The sequence below is a fragment of the Streptomyces sp. NPDC057428 genome, assembly GCF_042803195.1.
Lineage (GTDB): Bacteria > Actinomycetota > Actinomycetes > Streptomycetales > Streptomycetaceae > Streptomyces.
The window spans coordinates 1-16,338 of the sequence record NZ_JBHVCT010000060.1; the positions used below are offsets into that span (position 1 = coordinate 1).

Sequence of the window (16,338 nt, forward strand, 5' to 3'; positions counted from 1 at the left end):
GGCAAACGCCGGGCCCGCGCGAAGCTGCCGTACGCCGGGCGGCTCGCGTCAGAAGCCGTGCCGGGCGCCGCCGTCGACCGGCACCATGATGCCCGTCAGGTAGGAGGCCGCGGGGGAGAGCAGGAAGGCCGAGGTCCTGCCGAACTCCTCCGGGGTGCCGTAGCGGCGCAGCGGGATGCGGGCCTCGTTGGCCGTACGGGCGGCCTCCGCGTCACCCGACAGGGCGTCGAGTTCGCGCACCCGGTCCGTGTCTATCCGGGAAGGCAGCACGCCGAAGACCCGGATGCCGCGCGGACCCAGCTCGTCGGCGAGGGACTTGGCGAAGCCCGCGAGGCCGGGGCGCAGTCCGTTCGAGATGGTCAGACCGGCGATCGGCTCGTGCACCGATCCGGACAGGACGAAGCCGATGACACCGCCTTCGCCGAGCGCCTCCGACGCGGTACGCGCGAGGCGTACGGCTCCGAGGAAGACGGACTCGAAGGCGGTCTGCCACTGGTCGTCCGTGTTGTCGGCGACGAAGCCGGGCGGCGGACCGCCGACGCTGATGAGGATGCCGTCCAGTCGGCCGAATCGTTCCTTCGCGGTGTCCACCAGGCGCCGTGCCGCGTCCGGTTCGGCGTTGTCGGCGACGATCCCGACCGCGTCGGGGCCCAGAGCGGCCGCCGCCTCGGCGACGGTCTTGTCCTCCCGGCCGGAGATGACCACCTTCGCGCCGTCGGCGGCGAGTGCTTTCGCGGTGGCGTTGCCCAGCCCGCGCGTCGCGCCGGTGACGATGTACACACGGTCCCTCAGTCCAAGATCCATGGCCCTATCCTGCCGCGTCCGCGCGCGCGAGGTCGACCGCGCTGTTCACCAGGCCGATGTGACTGAACGCCTGCGGGTAGTTGCCGAGCTGCCGCCCCGCCGCGGGGTCGTACTCCTCGGCCAGCAGTCCCACGTCGTTCCGGAGGTCCAGCAGCCGCTCGAACAGTGCCTCGCCTTCCTTCCTGCGGCCCGTCCTGACCAGGGCGTCGACCAGCCAGAACGAACAGGCCAGGAACGCCCCCTCGTCTCCGGGAAGCCCGTCGACGGAGGCGCCCTGGGTGCTGTAGCGACGGATCAGGCCGTCGTGGGCGAGCTCGTTGCGTACCGCGTCGACCGTCCCGGCCACCCGCGGGTCCTCGGGCGGCAGGAATCCCGTGCGCACGATGAGCAGGGTCGCGGCGTCCAGCTCCTCGGAGCCGTAGGACTGGGTGAAGGTGTTGCGTACGGGGTCGTAGCCCTTCTCGCAGACCTCCGCGTGCACGGCGTCCCGCATCGCACGCCAGCGGTCGGCGTCGCCGGGCAGTTCCGGGCTCTCCTCCAGGGTCCGTACCGCACGGTCGGCCGCGACCCACGCCATCACCTTGGAGTGCACGAAGTGGCGGCGCTTCCCGCGGACCTCCCACAGGCCCTCGTCCGGCTCGCGCCAGGTGGACTCCAGGAAGCCCAGCAGGCTGAGCTGCAGGTTCCAGGCGTGCGACTTGTTGTCGAGCCCGGCCTCGCGGGCCACCCTGAGCGAGTCGATGACCTCCCCGTAGACGTCGAGCTGTCTCTGCCGCACGGCCGCGTTGCCCGCGCGGACCGGCTGCGATCCCTCGTAACCGGCCAGCCAGGGCAGCTCCGTCTCGGGAAGCCTGCGCTCGCCCGCGAGCCCGTACATGATCTGCAGGTCCGACGGGTCACCGGCGACGGCCCGCAGCAGCCAGTCCCGCCATGCCGCCGCCTCCTCCAGGTACCCGCACGCGATCATGGCGCCGAGGGTGAGGGTGGAGTCCCGCAGCCAGCAGAAGCGGTAGTCCCAGTTGCGCACGCCGCCGATCTCCTCCGGCAGCGAGGTGGTGAGGGCCGCCACGATCCCGCCGGTCGGTGCGTAGGTGAGCGCCTTGAGGGTGATCAGCGAGCGCAGCACCGCCTGCCGGTGTCTGCCCTGGTACGTGCACTGCGAGGACCACTTCGCCCAGTCGGCGAGAGTGTGCTTCAGCGCCTTGCGAGGATCGATCAGCTTGGGACGGGGGGAATGCGAGGGGTGCCACGTCAGGACGAACGCCACGGACTCGCCCTCGGAGACCGTGAAGGACGAGCAGGTGCTGAACTGCTGCCCCCAGGTCTTGACCTTCGGTTCGCTGCGCAGCCAGACCGAGTCGGGCCCGGCCACGGCCACCCGGTGGCCGTGGGAGCGCCGCATCCACGGCACGACGGAGCCGAAGTCGAAACGCAGACGCAGGACCGAGCTCATGTCGACGCTGCCGCTGACGCCCTCGACGATGCGCATCACGTCGGGCGCCTTGTCGCGCTGGGGCATGAAGTCGATGACCTTCACGGTCCCGGTCCTGGTCTCCCAGTAGGTCTCCAGGACCAGTGAGTCCTCCACGTAGGCGCGCCGGGTGCAGGTCTCGGTGCTGTCCGTGCCCTGCGGAGCGATCCGCCAGTGGCCGTTGTCCTCGTCCCCGAGCAGCGCCGCGAAGCATGCGCCGGAATCGAAGCGGGGCAGGCACAGCCAGTCGACAGAACCGTTCCTGCCCACCAGGGCCGCCGTCTGGAGATCGCCGATGAGGGCGTAGTCCTCGATAGGTGGAGTCACGCTCTGGCGTCTTCCCGAACCTGAGCCCCGTTAAGCAGCGAAACCGGTGTGAACAGGCAGGGCGTACCACCGGTCAGGCGGTCGCGGGCTCCGGCTGCTCCGCGGCTTCGCGGTCCCTGGCGGCCTGGTCGAGGTCGCGCTTCTCACGGCGTACGAGGATGACCCAGCCGACGGGTACCCCGGCGGCGAAGAGCCACCACTGGACCGCGTAGGCCATGTGGGGGCCGATGGAGTCGTCGTCCGGGGCCGCGATCACCTCGGGGCTGCCGTCGGCGGGAGCCGGAGCTGTCAGCTCCAGATACCCGCCGAGTACCGGGCGGCCGAGGAGGTGCGCCTGCTGGGCGCTGTTGATCAGCATCACCTGGCGGTCCGGCAGGCCCTTCAGGTCCTTGATCCCGCTCGTGCCCGTCGTCTCGTCCGCCTTGAGCCGCCCGGTGACGGTGACCTCGCCGCGCGGCGGAGCCGGGACCTCGGGGAACGCCCGCTGGTCGGTCGCGGCCTCGACCCAGCCGCGGTTGACCAGAACGGTGCCACCGCCCTTGAGGTCGAACGGGGTCAGCACCAGGACGCCGATCCGCTCGTCCTGCGAGGTACGCCGTCGCACGACCACCTCGTGTCCGGTGTCGAACGTCCCGGTGGCCGTCACCGCACGCCAGTAGTCGGAGCGGGGAACCGTGTGCCCTGCCGAGGTCAGGCGGTCGACGGGGACCGGGTCCGACTCGAGGTTCCGGGAGATCAGCGCGTTCTGCGCGACCCGGTGTTCATGCCGGTGCAGCTGCCAGAAACCGAGCTCGATCATCGTGGGAATCATGGCGAGGACGATGAGGGTGACGATCACCCACTGCCGGGTGAACAGGAAGCGGTACACCCCATGACCGTACAGCCGGGGTCATGGGGTGCGGCACGGAGGGGTCCCGTGCGGGCGGGGCGGCCCGTCACACTTTGTCCACGATGCCCGCCCTTCCCTCGGCCCGGGCGCAGTGGCCGCCGCAGTACCAGTGGCCGTCGACCTCGACGCCCTGGCCGATGACCTGGACCCGGCAGTGCTCGCAGATGGGCGCCATGCGGTGGATGGCGCAGGAGAAGCAGTCGAAGACGTGCACAGCGCCCTGCGCGTGCACCTCGAAGGACATCCCGTAGTCGTTTCCGCAGACCTCACAACGTGCCATGCGCCACAGGGTGGGACGCCGCGGGGCGACGGGCGAGCCGACGCGGGGCGAGTCGCCCCCGGTTCACTCCGATGACGGTGACGGCTTCGGCACGGCGACCGTCGCGGCCGGCGCCACATCCCTCAGCAGATGGGTGAACGCGCTCTCCTCCAGGACCGGCGTGCCGAAGGACTTGGCCTTCACCGTCTTGGACGTCGCCGAGTCCGGGTCGTTGGTGACGAGCAGGCTCGTCAGCCGGGACACGCTGGTCGCGACATGCAGGCCCGCCTCGACGGCACGGTCCTCCAGGAGCTCCCGGTCGACGGAGGTGTCGCCGGAGAACGCCACACGCATGCCCTGCATCAGTGGCTTGTCGGACTCGTAGCGTCCCGGGTTGGGGTACGGGCACGCGGGGCGCTTGCGCGAGGGGCGCCAGCTCTGGGCCTGCGACGGCCGGTAGCCGGCGCGCGGGGTGACCGGTGAGTCGTACCACTCGGTCAACGGGCGGCACTCCAGCAGGGGCAGCCGCACCCCGTCCCTGGCCGCGGCCAGCAGGCTCGGCCGGAAGGCCTCCGCCAGCACCCGTGCGTCGTCCAGCGCGTGGTGTGCGCGCTGCTGCACCACGCCGAAGTGCGCGGCCAGCGACTCCAGCTTGTGGTTGGGCAGGGGGAGCCGCAGTTCCTTGGAGAGCGCGATGGTGCACAGGCGCTGCTCGACGGGCGCCGTCACCGCCGCGCGGGCGTACTCACGGGCGATCATCGACCAGTCGAACGCGGCGTTGTGGGCGACCAGCACGCGGCCCGCGAGCCGCTCGGACAGCTGCGCGGCCACCTCGGGGAAGAGCGGAGCCCCCTCCAGGACATCGCTCGTCAACCCGTGGATCCAGACGGGACCGGGATCCCGTTCGGGATTCACCAGGGTGTACCAGTGGTCCTCGACCTCGCCCCGGGCGTCGAGTCGGAACACGGCAGCGGACACTATCCGGTCGTCGCGGGCGAGTCCGGTGGTCTCCACGTCGACGACCGCGTACCCCTGGGGATACGCGGCCGGCCACGGCGCTGCGGTCTGACGGTCGTCGAGCATGGTCACAGAGAATACGGGCCGGGACCGACAGTGACCTATCCGGGCGGCCCCGGCCGTGAACCCGAAGACGCCGCCGAGCAGTTGGCCGCGCCCCCGGAAGAGCACTTCTGGATGCGCTCGCGGCGGATGCGGTGAGAGGCTTCCGGGATGACGGACACGCGGGCGCGGCCCCACGACGAACCCCACGGGCGCGGGCTCGGCACCCGGCTCAACTGGCTGCGAGCCGCGGTGCTCGGCGCCAACGACGGTGTGGTCTCGACCGCCGGTCTCGTCGTCGGTGTCGCCGGCGCGACCGGGAACCGCTCCACGCTGCTGACGGCCGGGCTCGCCGGACTGCTCGCGGGTTCCATGTCGATGGCCGCCGGCGAATACGTGTCGGTGTCCACCCAGCGTGACTCGGAGGAGGCGGCGCTGGCGACCGAGAAGCGGGAGCTCGAGGAGACTCCGGCGGCCGAGCTCGCCGAACTGGCCGGGCTGCTGGAGGAGAAGGGGCTGAGCGCGCGGCTCGCCCGGGAGGCCGCAGTCCAGCTCACGCAGCGCGACGCGCTGCGCGCCCACGCCGAGGTCGAGCTCGGCATCGATCCGGACGCGCTGACGAATGCGTGGCACGCGGCGGGAGCGAGCTTCCTCGCCTTCACGGTGGGCGCGATGCTGCCGCTCCTGGCGATCGTGCTGCCGCCGGCTCCGGCGCGGCTCCCCATCACCGTGCTGTCCGTGCTCGCCGCGCTGGCCCTCACCGGCTGGTGGAGCGCCCGGCTCGGCGAGGCGGCTCCCGGACGCGCGGTGCTGCGCAACATGGCCGGGGGAGCCGTGGCCATGGCCGTCACCTACGCGGCGGGGGCGCTGCTCGGCGCGGCGGGGGCGTAGAAACGCCGCGTACGGGAGCGGGCCACAACGGCCGCCCCGTACGGCGCTCCGGCCGTGCCGTACGAGTGAATCGGCGCAACCGCAGCCGAGGGAGAGGGAGTTCGTCCTTCTCGCGCAGGTGCGTGCCGGAGATCCTGCGACGGGCGTATTGGCGGAACCCGCCAAGCGCTGATGACATCACGTCTCGCATACTTGTGGGTAACAACATCTACCGCCCGTCGCCCGGCGGCCCTACGGTGCTCGCATGGAGCCGAACCTGCCCGATGTCGTGCTGTGGTCCATCCCGGCCTTCGTCCTGCTCACCGTCCTCGAAATGGTCTCCTACCGGCTGCACCCGGACGACGACGCCGCCGGGTACGACGCCAGGGACGCCGCCACCAGCATCACCATGGGGCTGGGCAGTCTGGTCTTCGACCTGCTGTGGAAGATACCCGTCGTCGCGATCTACGCGGCCCTGTACGAACTGACGCCGCTGCGCGTCCCCGTGCTGTGGTGGACGGTCCTGCTGATGCTGCTCGCCCAGGACTTCTTCTACTACTGGTCCCACCGGGGCCACCACGTCATCCGGCTCCTCTGGGCCTGCCACGTGGTCCACCACTCCAGCCGGAAGTTCAACCTCAGCACGGCCCTGCGCCAGCCCTGGACCTCGCTCACCTCCTGGCCCTTCTACCTCCCCCTCATCGCCCTCGGCGTCCACCCGGCCGCGCTCGCCTTCTGCTCCTCGGCGAACCTCGTCTACCAGTTCTGGGTGCACACCGAGCGGATCGACAAGCTGCCCCGGCCCTTCGAGTACGTGCTCAACACCCCCTCCCACCACCGGGTGCACCACGCCTCGCAGGGCGGCTACCTCGACCGCAACTTCGGCGGGATCCTCATCGTCTGGGACCGCCTCTTCGGCTCCTTCGCCGCGGAGACGGAGCGGCCCGTCTTCGGCCTCACCAAGAACATCGCCACACACAACCCGTTCCGCGTCGCCACCCACGAGTACGCCGCGATCGCCCGCGACGTGCGTGCGGCCGACACCTGGAGCGAGCGGGCCGGCCGGGTCTTCCGGGGACCGGGCTGGCAGCCGTCGCGGGCCGTCTCCGCCCCCGCGCCCGCCCCCGTGCAGCCCCGCGCCGCCACCGAGCAGACCGGATGACCCACGGCGCCGGTGCGCCCCGGCTCGTACGTCCGCTGCTCATCGCCTTCGTGGCCGCGGCGGCGGTCCACCTCGTCGGGCTCCTCGCCGGGATCCAGGGCGCCCACGTGGCCACCAAACCGCTGCTGGTGCTCCTGCTCGCCGCCTGCGCCGCCGCCCGCGGCGGACCCCGCCCGCTGATCGCCGCGCTGCTGTGCGGCTGGGCGGGGGACGTGCTGCTGATGTCCGACGCCGATCCTGCGTTCCTCGCCGGGATGGGCTTCTTCGCCGTGGGCCACGTCTGCTATCTCGTACTCTTCGGACGCGCCCCCCTGCGCCCGGTCACCGGCCTCGCCTACGCCGTCGTCCTCGTGGTCTTCGTCGTGATCCTGTGGCCCGGACTGCCGGAAGCGCTGCGGATCCCACTGACCGGTTACAGCCTCCTGCTCACGACCATGGCCTGGCGGGCCGGCGTCCTCGGCCGGTACGCCGCACTCGGCGGGGCCCTCTTCCTGTTCTCCGACGCGCTCATCGCCACCGGCCTCGCGGACCTGCCGCAACTCCCCTCCCACAACTTCTGGATCATGCTGACCTACATCGCGGCGCAGTACCTGCTCACCCGGGGAGCGCTCGGTCCGGACGAGGATTCCACCGGCGCCGCCCCCGGGGCGTACCGTGAGGGAGATATCAGAATCTGAGACGAGCGAGGACTTCGACGCATGCGCGCCACCGTGATCCATGCCGCCCACGACATACGCGTCGAGGACGTACCCGACCCCACGATCCAGCAGCCCACCGACGTGGTGCTCCGGGTCCTGCGGGCCTGCATCTGCGGCAGTGACCTCTGGGCCTATCGCGGAGAATCCGCCCGGCAGCCCGGCCAGCGCATCGGACACGAGTTCCTCGGCGTAATCGAGGAGGCCGGCTCCGAGGTCAACGGCTTCGCCGTCGGTGATCTCGCCGTCGTCCCGTTCGTCTGGTCGGACGGCACGTGCACCTACTGCGCCGAGGGGCTCACGACCTCCTGCCCGCAGGGCGGTTTCTGGGGATCGGTGGGCTCCGACGGCGGCCAGGGCGAGGCCGTCCGGGTCCCGTTCGCCGACGGTACCCTGGTGCGGCTCCCGGCCGACGCCGCGTCCGACGACCGGCTGCTCACCGCGCTCCTCGCGCTCTCGGACGTTCTCGGAACCGGACACCACGCCGCGCTCGGCGCGGGTGTCGCGCCCGGCAGCACCGTCGCGGTCGTCGGTGACGGCGCGGTCGGCCTGTGCGGCGTCATGGCCGCCAAGCGGCTCGGCGCGGAGCGGATCATCGCCCTCGGCCGTCACAGCGCCCGCACCGACATCGCCCGCGCGTTCGGTGCCACGGACGTCGTCGCCGAACGCGGCGAGGCGGCCCTCGCGGCCGTACGGGAGCTGACCCGCGGCGAGGGCGCCCACGGGGTGATCGAGGCCGTCGGGACCGAGCAGTCCATGCGTACGGCCATCGGCATCATCCGTGACGGCGGCTCCATCGGCTACGTCGGAGTCCCGCACGGCAGTGGTACCGGTGTCGACCTCGGCGCCATGTTCGACCGGAACATCGCCCTGCGCGGCGGCGTCGCCCCCGTGCGCACCTACATCCCGGAACTGCTGCCCGACGTGCTCGACGGCACGATCGACCCCTCGCCCGTCTTCGACCTGACCGTCGGGCTGGACGGGGTGCCGGGCGGCTACAAGGCCATGGACGAGCGCACGGCGCTCAAGGTCCTCATCAAGTCGTAGCGCGGTACGCCGGGCCACCGGCACGGGAGGGGCGGGGGACCTCGGGCCACCGCCCCTCCCTCATGCAGTGCTACCTGCGGACCGCGTCCAGCGCGTCCACGACACCGGCTCCGTAGAAGCCGTTGTAGCGCGTACCGCCCTCGCAGACGGCGTCGACGGTGCCGTCACCGTTGATGTCGTACGGCGCGCCACAGGCGGTGGCGTCGGCCTGGTGCGTCAGCAGCGCCTTCACCACGCCCGCCGAGGCGTGCGGGTGCGTCGACTTGATCAGCGCCGCGACGCCTGCCACGTGCGGGGAGGCCATGGACGTCCCGGCCTTGTAGCCGAACTTGCCGCCGGGCAGCGTCGAGAGGATCAGGCCGCTGGTGGCCGGCGGTGCCGGGGTCTGGTAGACGGTCGAGTCGCCGCCGGGGGCCGCGACGTCGATGACTCCGAGACCGTAGTTCGAGTACGAGGCCTTGAGGCCCTTCGCACCGGTCGCGGAGACGGTCACCACACCGGGGAGCATGGTCGGGATGTCCGGGCACTCGCTCGGGTCGACCGTACGGGTGACAGTCGTGGTGTCGTTGGGGCTGGTGGCGTCCTCGATGGCGTCGAGGGCCAGGTCGTGATCGGAGTTGCCGGCCGCGGCGACGTTGACGACGCCCTTGCCTTCCGCGTAACGGGTCGCGCGGGTGACCGCCTCGACCAGGGCGCCCTGGTCCGGGTCGTTCTTGCAGTTGAACAGCCACGGGTCCGTGTAATAGCTGTTGTTGGTCACGTCCACGCCGTGCTCGGCGGCCCACACGAAGCCGCACACGACGGCCTCGGTGTAGAAGAAGCCCGCCGGGGTCGACACCTTGATGCCGGACACCTTCACGCCGGGCGCCACGCCGGTGACGCCGACGCCGTTCTTCGCCGCGGCTATCGTGCCCGCGACGTGCGTACCGTGGTCGCTCTCGCCGGCCGCGGGCCGCCAGGCGCCGTCCGTGGTGTCCGGGGCGCCGGACACACAGTTGACCGAGGCCTTGCGGTCGAAGTTCGGGGCCAGGTCGGGGTGCGTGTCGTCCACACCCGTGTCGATGACGGCGACCGTGACCTTGCTGCTGCCGAGCGACTTCTGGTGCGCCTTGTCCGCCTTGATGGCGGGCAGGTCCCACTGCAGCGGCTCGAGCGGGTCCTGGCCGGCGGCCGCCTCCCCGGCGGCGGCGCGCGCCTGTGCGGCGGTGAGGGGCTGCTCGACCCCGATGTCCTTCGTCGCCTGCGGGACGATCGGGTTGGTGCGCGTGGCGCCCGCGGACTGGACGCCCCTGGCCTTGCGGATCGTCGCGCCGAAGTCCGGGTTCTTCGAGTGGACGACGATGACGCCTATGCGGTCGTACGACGTCACGACCGTTCCGCCGGCCTTGGATATCGCCTTGCGTACCTGCTTGACGGTGCCGTGACCCGCTCGTGTGTTCACGACGTACGACAGCTCGGGGCCGTCTGCCGGAACCGCCGCCGCCGGCTCGTCCGCGGGTGCCGCGGCCGCGGTGCCCGTCGGGAGGAAGCCGAGCGAGGCCGTGAGCGCGAGTCCGACGGGCAGCGTGAGCACGCGTGTCCGTCTGGATGCCAGATGAGCCATGGGTTCTCCACATCATCCGTGCCAGTGGGCCGGACACAGATGTGTCCGGCCGGTACATGACCAAGGAAGCTACCGCTGATCTTCCCGGCGCATCAACGAATACGGGCAAGTGAGTTCGAGGTGTGACCTCTGGGAGTCAGGTTTACAGGCTTTCCGCGCCGGAGGGCGCAAGTCCGGAAACAAGCCGAACCTCCGGTGAACCGCTTCGCCGCGGCCCCCGTGCCGTTGCACAGGGAGTCGTGCACCATCCCCCACCCGCAGAGGACTCCCCGTGAAACCCACCGTCCCGACCACCGCATCCGCGTCGCGAGGAGAATCCGTGGCCACCGAAGCACCGCCGCCCCAGAGCCGTAAGGACGACGGCCCCGTCCAGCCCACGACCGAGGCGTTCCTCGAGGCGCAGAACAGTGCGGAGTTCACCGCCCTGCGCCGCTCCCACCGCTCCTTCGCCTTCCCGCTCACCGTCGGCTTCATCGCCTGGTACCTGCTGTACGTGCTGCTTTCCAGCTACGCGGGCGACTTCATGGGCACTATCGTCTTCGCCAACTTCAACGTGGCCTTCGTCTTCGGCCTCGCCCAGTTCGCCACCACGTTCCTGATCGCCTGGTTCTACTCGCGCCACGCCACGAACAAGCTCGACCCGCAGGCGGCGGCCATCAAGTCCCGTATGGAGGCCGACGCATGAGCGCCGCGTACGAATCGCACGCCGTGATCCAGCTCGCCGCCTCGTCGACGGCCGAGCACCGGCCGCTGATCATCACCCTCTTCGCGGTCTTCGTCGTCGCGACCCTCGCCATCACCGTCTGGGCCGGCCGGCAGACCAGGAGCGCGTCCGACTTCTACGCGGGCGGGCGCCAGTTCACGGCCTTCCAGAACGGCCTCGCGGTATCCGGCGACTACATGTCGGCCGCCAGCTTCCTCGGCATCGCCGGGGCCATCGCGCTCTTCGGGTACGACGGCTTCCTCTACTCCATCGGCTTCCTCGTGGCCTGGCTCGTCGCCCTGCTGCTGGTCGCCGAGCCGCTGCGGAACTCGGGCCGCTACACCATGGGTGACGTCCTCGCCTACCGCATGCGCCAGCGGCCGGTGCGCACCGCCGCGGGCACCTCCACCATCGTCGTCTCGATCTTCTACCTGCTCGCCCAGATGGCCGGCGCGGGCGTCCTGGTGTCCCTGCTGCTCGGCATCACGAGCGACGCGGGCAAGGTCCTCATCGTCGCGCTGGTCGGCGTGCTGATGATCCTCTACGTCACCATCGGCGGTATGAAGGGGACCACCTGGGTCCAGATGGTCAAGGCCGTGCTGCTCATCGCGGGCGCGCTGCTCATGACCTTCCTGGTGCTGTGGAAGTTCGACTTCAACGTCTCCGACCTGCTCGGCACCGCCGCGGAGAAGAGCGGCCACGGGGCCGCGTTCCTGGAGCCGGGCCTGAAGTACGGCAGCACCGACGTCTCGAAGCTGGACTTCATCTCGCTCGGCCTCGCACTGGTCCTCGGCACCGCGGGCCTGCCGCACATCCTCATCCGCTTCTACACCGTGCCGACCGCCAAGGCCGCCCGCAAGTCCGTGAACTGGGCCATCGGGATCATCGGTTCCTTCTACCTGATGACCATCGCCCTCGGCTTCGGCGCGGCGGCGCTGATCGGGCCGGACGAGATCAAGGCGAAGAACCCGGCGGGCAACGCCGCGGCACCCCAACTGGCCGAATACCTCGGCGGGGTGGGAACCACCGGGGGCGCGGTCCTGCTGGCGGTCATCTCGGCCGTCGCCTTCGCCACGATCCTGGCCGTGGTCGCGGGACTCACCCTCGCCTCCTCGTCGTCGTTCGCCCACGACATCTACGCCAACGTCATCCGCAAGGGGACCGCCACGGAGAAGGAGGAGATGCGCGCCGCCAAGTGGGCCACCGTCGCGATCGGCATCGTCTCCATCGCGCTCGGCGCGCTCGCCCGCGACCTGAACGTCGCGGGACTCGTCGCGCTGGCCTTCGCCGTCGCGGCCTCGGCCAACCTGCCGACCATCCTCTACAGCCTCTTCTGGAAGCGCTTCACCACGCAGGGGGCCCTCTGGTCGATCTACGGCGGTCTCGCCTCGTCCGTCCTGCTGGTGCTCTTCTCGCCGGTCGTCTCCGGCAAGGTCACGTCGATGTTCCCGGACGCCGACTTCGCCTGGTTCCCGCTGGAGAACCCGGGCCTCATCTCCATCCCGCTGGGCTTCCTGCTCGGCTGGGTGGGCTCCGTCCTCTCCAAGGAGGAGCCGGACAAGGGCAAGTACGCGGAACTCGAGGTCAAGTCCCTCACCGGTACGGGCGCCCACTGACCCGTCCGCCGCCACCACCGCAGGGCCCCGTCGTAGAGTCCTACGACGGGGCCCGTCATACCTCGTGCCAACCGAGCACCATGGATGTCACCGGTCTCGCGTACTCTCGGAAGAGTCAGAACCGCAACCGCGGACACCAGCGGGAGGGGGCCCACAGTGCTCGTCGACACCTACGGCAGGGTAGCCACCGACCTGCGTGTCTCACTGACCGACAAGTGCAACCTGCGCTGCACCTACTGCATGCCCGAAGAGGGCCTGCAGTGGCTGGCCAAGACGGAGCTGCTCGGCGACGACGAGATCGTCCGGCTCGTCCGTATCGCCGTCACCGCTCTCGGGATCACCGAGGTCCGATTCACCGGCGGTGAGCCCCTGCTGCGCCCCGGACTCGTCTCCATCGTCGAGCAGTGCGCCGCGCTGGAGCCCCGCCCCAGGATGTCCCTCACGACCAACGGCATCGGGCTGAAGCGCACCGCTGCCGCCCTGAAGGCGGCGGGCCTCGACCGGGTCAACGTATCCCTGGACACCCTGCGGCCCGACGTCTTCAAGACGCTGACCCGCCGCGACCGTCACCAGGACGTGCTCGACGGGCTCCGGGCCGCCCGGGACGCGGGTCTCACCCCCGTCAAGGTCAACTCCGTCCTCATGCCGGGGCTCAACGACGACGAGGCCCCCGAGATGCTCGCCTGGGCCGTGGAGAACGCCTACGAACTGCGCTTCATCGAGCAGATGCCGCTGGACGCCCAGCACGGCTGGAAGCGCGACGGGATGATCACCGCCGGTGACATCCTCGCCTCGCTGCGCACGCGCTTCACCCTTACCGCCGAGGGCGACGACGAGCGCGGCTCCGCCCCCGCCGAGCGCTGGACCGTCGACGGCGGCCCTCACCGCGTCGGTGTGATCGCCTCCGTGACCAGGCCGTTCTGCGGGGCCTGCGACCGCACGCGGCTCACCGCCGACGGGCAGGTGCGCACCTGTCTCTTCGCCCGCGAGGAGACGGACCTGCGTGGCGCGCTGCGCTCCGACGCCCCGGACGAGGAGATCGCCAGGATCTGGCGGCTCGCGATGTGGGGCAAGAAGGCGGGCTCCGGGCTCGACGACCCCACGTTCCTGCAGCCCGACCGCCCGATGTCAGCCATCGGCGGCTGAGGACTCCCACTCTGCCAGCGTCACGACGTCCTTGAGGAAGCCGCGCACCCCCAGGAACGAGGACAGGTGCTCCCGGTGCTCGTCGCAGGCCAGCCAGGTCTTGCGCCGCTCCGGGGTGTGCAGCTTCGGATTGTTCCAGGCCAGCACCCATACGGCGTCGGCGCGGCAGCCCTTGGCGGAACAGACCGGTGCGCCCGCGGCGCTGTCGGTGGAGGTGTCGGGGAGGTTCACGGCCTCAACCCTAGGCCCTGGCTCACGGGCCCTTAGCGGCGCATCCCCGCCGGAGAAAAGGGCGACGCCGGGCAGCCACGGGGGGAGCTGCCCGGCGTCGGTCCGTCGCTCCGACGGGGGATGCGGAGCGCATCCGAAGTATGGCATGACGACCATGATCGGGTGCACCGGATCGTCATGATTGATCTGAGCTTTTCTTGAGCTTTCCGGCGCTTCCCGAGCCGTTCCCGCTCAGTCCGCCGTGCGTGCGTCCCCGGCGCGTCCCGCCGTTCCGGACTCCGCCGCCGGCTCCGGGGAAGGCGCCGCGCCACTCGCCGCACGGGAGTCGCCGATCGCGGGCCGCAGCGGCGCGGGCACGAAGGTCAGCGGGAGCGAAGGGGCGTTCTCCCGGCCGGCGTTGGCGATGACGACCGCGACATAAGGCAGCAGAACGCCCAGGGCGAGCGCCACCACGGCCACATGCCTCTCGACGTTCCACAGGGTCGCGGCCAGCACCACGGAGACGGTGCGCACGGACATCGAGATGATGTAGCGCCGCTGTCTGCCGCGCACGTCATCGGCCAGTCCCTGCCGGGCGCCCGTGATACGGAAGACCTCCGCGCCGCTCTGCTTCCGCATCGTGATCCCACCACCAGTCTCCGTGCCGGACCTACCCCGACGACCCGCTCCCACGGTACGCCCGCCGTCCACGGTGGCCGAGACCGGGGCGCGCCCGGCGTGTGCGTGTCCGGCCCCCCGGTTCACGTACGGCTGTGTCCGGCATGCGGCGTACGTCCGCCGAGCCGAGACTGGGTGGCGTGCGCACACCGCGCCGCGCGAGGAGGCGACATGGGCTGGCTGTGGGCAATCATCGTAGGTCTGGTACTGGGGGTGATCGCCCGCGCGATCCTGCCCGGCAAACAGGACATCCCGCTCTGGCTGACAGTCGTGTTCGGCGTCCTGGGCAGCATTCTCGGCAACGCCGTAGCGACCTGGATCGGCGTCAACGACACCAAGGGCATCGACTGGACGCGGCATGTGCTGCAACTGATCGGCGCCGTGGCCGTCGTCGGCGTGGGGGACATGGTCTGGCAGTCCATCAAGGGCAACCGCGGCAGGAAGCAGAGCACCTGACCCGACGTCAGCCGGTGGTGACCTCGACGGCCGCCAGATTCTTCTTGCCCCGGCGCAGTACCAGCCACCGTCCGTGGAGCAGCTCGGAGACCTCCGGGGCGCTCTCGCCGTCCGTGACCTTCGCGTTGTTCACGTAGGCCCCGCCCTCCTTGACGGTGCGACGGGCGGCCGACTTGCTGGCGGACAGCCCGACCTCGACCAGGAGGTCCACCACCGGGCCGAGCTCGGCGACCCTGGCGTGCGGGACCTCGGACAGGGCGGCGTCCAGCGTCGCCTCATCCAGCTCACCCAGGTCGCCCTGGCCGAACAGCGCCTTCGACGCGGCGATGACCGCCGCGCACTGTGCCCCGCCGTGCACCATCGTGGTCAGCTCCTCGGCCAGCGCCCGCTGGGCCGAGCGCGCCTGCGGACGCTCCTCGGTGAGCTTCTCCAGCTCCTCGAGCTCCTCGCGGCTCTTGAAGCTGAGGATGCGCATGTACGTCGAGATGTCCCGGTCGTCCACGTTCAGCCAGAACTGGTAGAACGCGTACGGCGTCGTCATCTCCGGGTCGAGCCAGACGGCTCCGCTCTCGGACTTCCCGAACTTGGTGCCGTCGGCCTTCACCATGAGCGGCGTCGCCAGCGCGTGCACGGCGGCACCCGGCTCGAGACGGTGGATCAGGTCGATGCCCGCCGTGAGGTTGCCCCACTGGTCGCTGCCGCCCTGCTGGAGGGTGCAGCCGTAGCGCCGGTACAGCTCCAGGTAGTCCATGCCCTGGAGCAGTTGGTAGCTGAACTCCGTGTAGCTGATGCCCTCCTGGGACTCCAGCCGGCGGGCCACCGAGTCCTTGGTGAGCATCTTGTTCACCCGGAAGTGCTTGCCGATGTCCCGGAGGAACTCGATCGCGGAGAGACCCGCCGTCCAGTCCAGGTTGTTCACCATGGTGGCGGCGTTCGGGCCGTCGAAGGTGAGGAAGGGCTCGATCTGGCCGCGCAGCCGCTGGACCCACGCGGCGATGGTCTCCGGGTCGTTCAGCGTGCGCTCCGCGGTCGGGCGCGGGTCGCCGATCTGACCCGTCGCCCCGCCGACCAGGGCGAGCGGCTTCAGCCCCGCCTGCTGGAGCCGGCGCATGGTGAGCACCTGCACCAGGTGGCCGACGTGAAGACTCGCGGCGGTCGGGTCGAACCCGCAATAGAACGTGACCGGGCCGTCCGCGAGAGCCTTGCGCAATGCGTCCTCGTCGGTGGACTGGGCGAACAGCCCGCGCCACTTCAGCTCGTCGACGATGTCCGTCACGGTCGTTTCTCTCCTCGGGGGGCGACAGTATGCGGTTCAGTCTAAGGGCTGCCCCGTAATCCCTGGC

17 protein-coding genes are annotated in these 16,338 nt (G+C 70.6%); 8 read left to right on the forward strand and 9 right to left on the reverse strand.

Annotated features, from left to right (window positions below; genetic code table 11):
• Positions 1-48 precede the first annotated feature (48 nt).
• From ACFU5K_RS21860 to ACFU5K_RS21880, 5 genes are all read right to left on the reverse strand, one after another.
• Positions 49-804 (reverse strand): SDR family oxidoreductase, encoded by a 756-nt coding sequence (locus ACFU5K_RS21860; protein WP_384064222.1) that lies wholly within the window; start codon positions 802-804, stop codon positions 49-51.
• A gap of 4 nt (positions 805-808) precedes the next feature.
• The gene (locus tag ACFU5K_RS21865) at positions 809-2,602 is read right to left on the reverse strand and encodes a glycoside hydrolase family 15 protein (RefSeq protein ID WP_384064224.1); all 1,794 of its coding nucleotides are present in this window, start codon (positions 2,600-2,602) and stop codon (positions 809-811) included.
• Between the two features lie 73 nt (positions 2,603-2,675).
• A complete protein-coding gene (locus ACFU5K_RS21870) occupies positions 2,676-3,470 on the reverse strand; it encodes an SURF1 family protein (RefSeq protein ID WP_384064226.1) in 795 nt (264 codons plus the stop codon).
• A 67-nt stretch (positions 3,471-3,537) separates the two neighbouring features.
• Positions 3,538-3,771: a hypothetical protein gene (locus ACFU5K_RS21875; RefSeq protein ID WP_073747930.1), complete on the reverse strand. Its 234-nt coding sequence runs from the start codon at positions 3,769-3,771 to the stop codon at positions 3,538-3,540.
• A 63-nt stretch (positions 3,772-3,834) separates the two neighbouring features.
• Positions 3,835-4,839, reverse strand: a complete 1,005-nt coding sequence (locus ACFU5K_RS21880; protein ID WP_384064230.1) for a DEDDh family exonuclease — start codon at positions 4,837-4,839, stop codon at positions 3,835-3,837.
• Positions 4,840-4,980: 141 nt separating this feature from the next.
• On the opposite strand from ACFU5K_RS21880, the gene ACFU5K_RS21885 reads away from it, so the two are divergent.
• From ACFU5K_RS21885 to ACFU5K_RS21900, 4 genes are all read left to right on the forward strand, one after another.
• Positions 4,981-5,700 (forward strand): VIT family protein, encoded by a 720-nt coding sequence (locus tag ACFU5K_RS21885; protein WP_384064233.1) that lies wholly within the window; start codon positions 4,981-4,983, stop codon positions 5,698-5,700.
• 244 nt (positions 5,701-5,944) lie between these two features.
• A complete protein-coding gene (locus ACFU5K_RS21890; RefSeq protein ID WP_384064235.1) occupies positions 5,945-6,841 on the forward strand; it encodes a sterol desaturase family protein in 897 nt (298 codons plus the stop codon).
• Entirely contained in the window at positions 6,838-7,518 is a 681-nt protein-coding gene (locus tag ACFU5K_RS21895) for a lysoplasmalogenase (protein ID WP_384064237.1), read from the forward strand. The genes ACFU5K_RS21890 and ACFU5K_RS21895 overlap by 4 nt, the downstream gene beginning before the upstream one ends.
• A 21-nt stretch (positions 7,519-7,539) precedes the next feature.
• Positions 7,540-8,583 (forward strand): zinc-dependent alcohol dehydrogenase family protein, encoded by a 1,044-nt coding sequence (locus tag ACFU5K_RS21900; RefSeq protein WP_384064240.1) that lies wholly within the window; start codon positions 7,540-7,542, stop codon positions 8,581-8,583.
• 70 nt (positions 8,584-8,653) lie between these two features.
• Here ACFU5K_RS21900 and ACFU5K_RS21905 read toward each other — a convergent pair whose 3' ends face one another.
• A complete protein-coding gene (locus ACFU5K_RS21905) occupies positions 8,654-10,186 on the reverse strand; it encodes a S8 family serine peptidase (RefSeq protein ID WP_384064243.1) in 1,533 nt (510 codons plus the stop codon).
• 319 nt (positions 10,187-10,505) lie between these two features.
• On the opposite strand from ACFU5K_RS21905, the gene ACFU5K_RS21910 reads away from it, so the two are divergent.
• From ACFU5K_RS21910 to moaA, 3 genes are all read left to right on the forward strand, one after another.
• Positions 10,506-10,871, forward strand: a complete 366-nt coding sequence (locus tag ACFU5K_RS21910) for a DUF485 domain-containing protein (RefSeq protein WP_384064246.1) — start codon at positions 10,506-10,508, stop codon at positions 10,869-10,871.
• On the forward strand, positions 10,868-12,505 hold the full coding sequence (locus ACFU5K_RS21915; protein WP_384064249.1) for a cation acetate symporter: 1,638 nt from the start codon (positions 10,868-10,870) through the stop codon (positions 12,503-12,505). Before ACFU5K_RS21910 ends, ACFU5K_RS21915 begins: the two co-directional genes overlap by 4 nt.
• 156 nt (positions 12,506-12,661) lie before the next feature.
• Positions 12,662-13,651, forward strand: a complete 990-nt coding sequence (moaA, locus tag ACFU5K_RS21920; protein WP_384064251.1) for a GTP 3',8-cyclase MoaA — start codon at positions 12,662-12,664, stop codon at positions 13,649-13,651.
• Here moaA and ACFU5K_RS21925 read toward each other — a convergent pair.
• Together ACFU5K_RS21925 and ACFU5K_RS21930 are read right to left on the reverse strand one after the other, a co-directional pair.
• Complete coding sequence (locus tag ACFU5K_RS21925; protein ID WP_384064254.1) at positions 13,634-13,882, reverse strand: hypothetical protein; 249 nt, start codon at positions 13,880-13,882, stop codon at positions 13,634-13,636. The two genes, moaA and ACFU5K_RS21925, sit on opposite strands and share 18 nt — an antisense overlap.
• A 231-nt stretch (positions 13,883-14,113) precedes the next feature.
• The gene (locus ACFU5K_RS21930; protein WP_384064256.1) at positions 14,114-14,500 is read right to left on the reverse strand and encodes a DUF3099 domain-containing protein; all 387 of its coding nucleotides are present in this window, start codon (positions 14,498-14,500) and stop codon (positions 14,114-14,116) included.
• A gap of 210 nt (positions 14,501-14,710) precedes the next feature.
• Here ACFU5K_RS21930 and ACFU5K_RS21935 point away from each other — a divergent pair, with 210 nt between their 5' ends.
• Entirely contained in the window at positions 14,711-14,995 is a 285-nt protein-coding gene (locus ACFU5K_RS21935) for a GlsB/YeaQ/YmgE family stress response membrane protein (RefSeq protein ID WP_384064258.1), read from the forward strand.
• A 7-nt stretch (positions 14,996-15,002) separates the two neighbouring features.
• Here ACFU5K_RS21935 and tyrS read toward each other — a convergent pair whose 3' ends face one another.
• Positions 15,003-16,271 carry a tyrosine--tRNA ligase gene (gene tyrS, locus ACFU5K_RS21940; protein ID WP_384064261.1) on the reverse strand — a complete coding sequence of 423 codons (1,269 nt, stop codon included), beginning with the start codon at positions 16,269-16,271 and terminating at the stop codon, positions 15,003-15,005.
• Between the last annotated feature and the right edge of the window lie 67 nt (positions 16,272-16,338).

What these genes read in the sequence shown, in the direction of transcription:
- ACFU5K_RS21860 (WP_384064222.1), bottom strand. Translation starts at nt 804, where the DNA reads ATGGATCTTGGACTGAGGGACCGTGTGTACATCGTCACCGGCGCGACG.
- ACFU5K_RS21875 (WP_073747930.1), bottom strand. Translation starts at nt 3,771, where the DNA reads ATGGCACGTTGTGAGGTCTGCGGAAACGACTACGGGATGTCCTTCGAG.
- ACFU5K_RS21885 (WP_384064233.1), top strand. Translation starts at nt 4,981, where the DNA reads ATGACGGACACGCGGGCGCGGCCCCACGACGAACCCCACGGGCGCGGG.
- ACFU5K_RS21890 (WP_384064235.1), top strand. Translation starts at nt 5,945, where the DNA reads ATGGAGCCGAACCTGCCCGATGTCGTGCTGTGGTCCATCCCGGCCTTC.
- ACFU5K_RS21895 (WP_384064237.1), top strand. Translation starts at nt 6,838, where the DNA reads ATGACCCACGGCGCCGGTGCGCCCCGGCTCGTACGTCCGCTGCTCATC.
- ACFU5K_RS21900 (WP_384064240.1), top strand. Translation starts at nt 7,540, where the DNA reads ATGCGCGCCACCGTGATCCATGCCGCCCACGACATACGCGTCGAGGAC.
- ACFU5K_RS21905 (WP_384064243.1), bottom strand. Translation starts at nt 10,186, where the DNA reads ATGGCTCATCTGGCATCCAGACGGACACGCGTGCTCACGCTGCCCGTC.
- ACFU5K_RS21915 (WP_384064249.1), top strand. Translation starts at nt 10,868, where the DNA reads ATGAGCGCCGCGTACGAATCGCACGCCGTGATCCAGCTCGCCGCCTCG.
- ACFU5K_RS21930 (WP_384064256.1), bottom strand. Translation starts at nt 14,500, where the DNA reads ATGCGGAAGCAGAGCGGCGCGGAGGTCTTCCGTATCACGGGCGCCCGG.
- ACFU5K_RS21935 (WP_384064258.1), top strand. Translation starts at nt 14,711, where the DNA reads ATGGGCTGGCTGTGGGCAATCATCGTAGGTCTGGTACTGGGGGTGATC.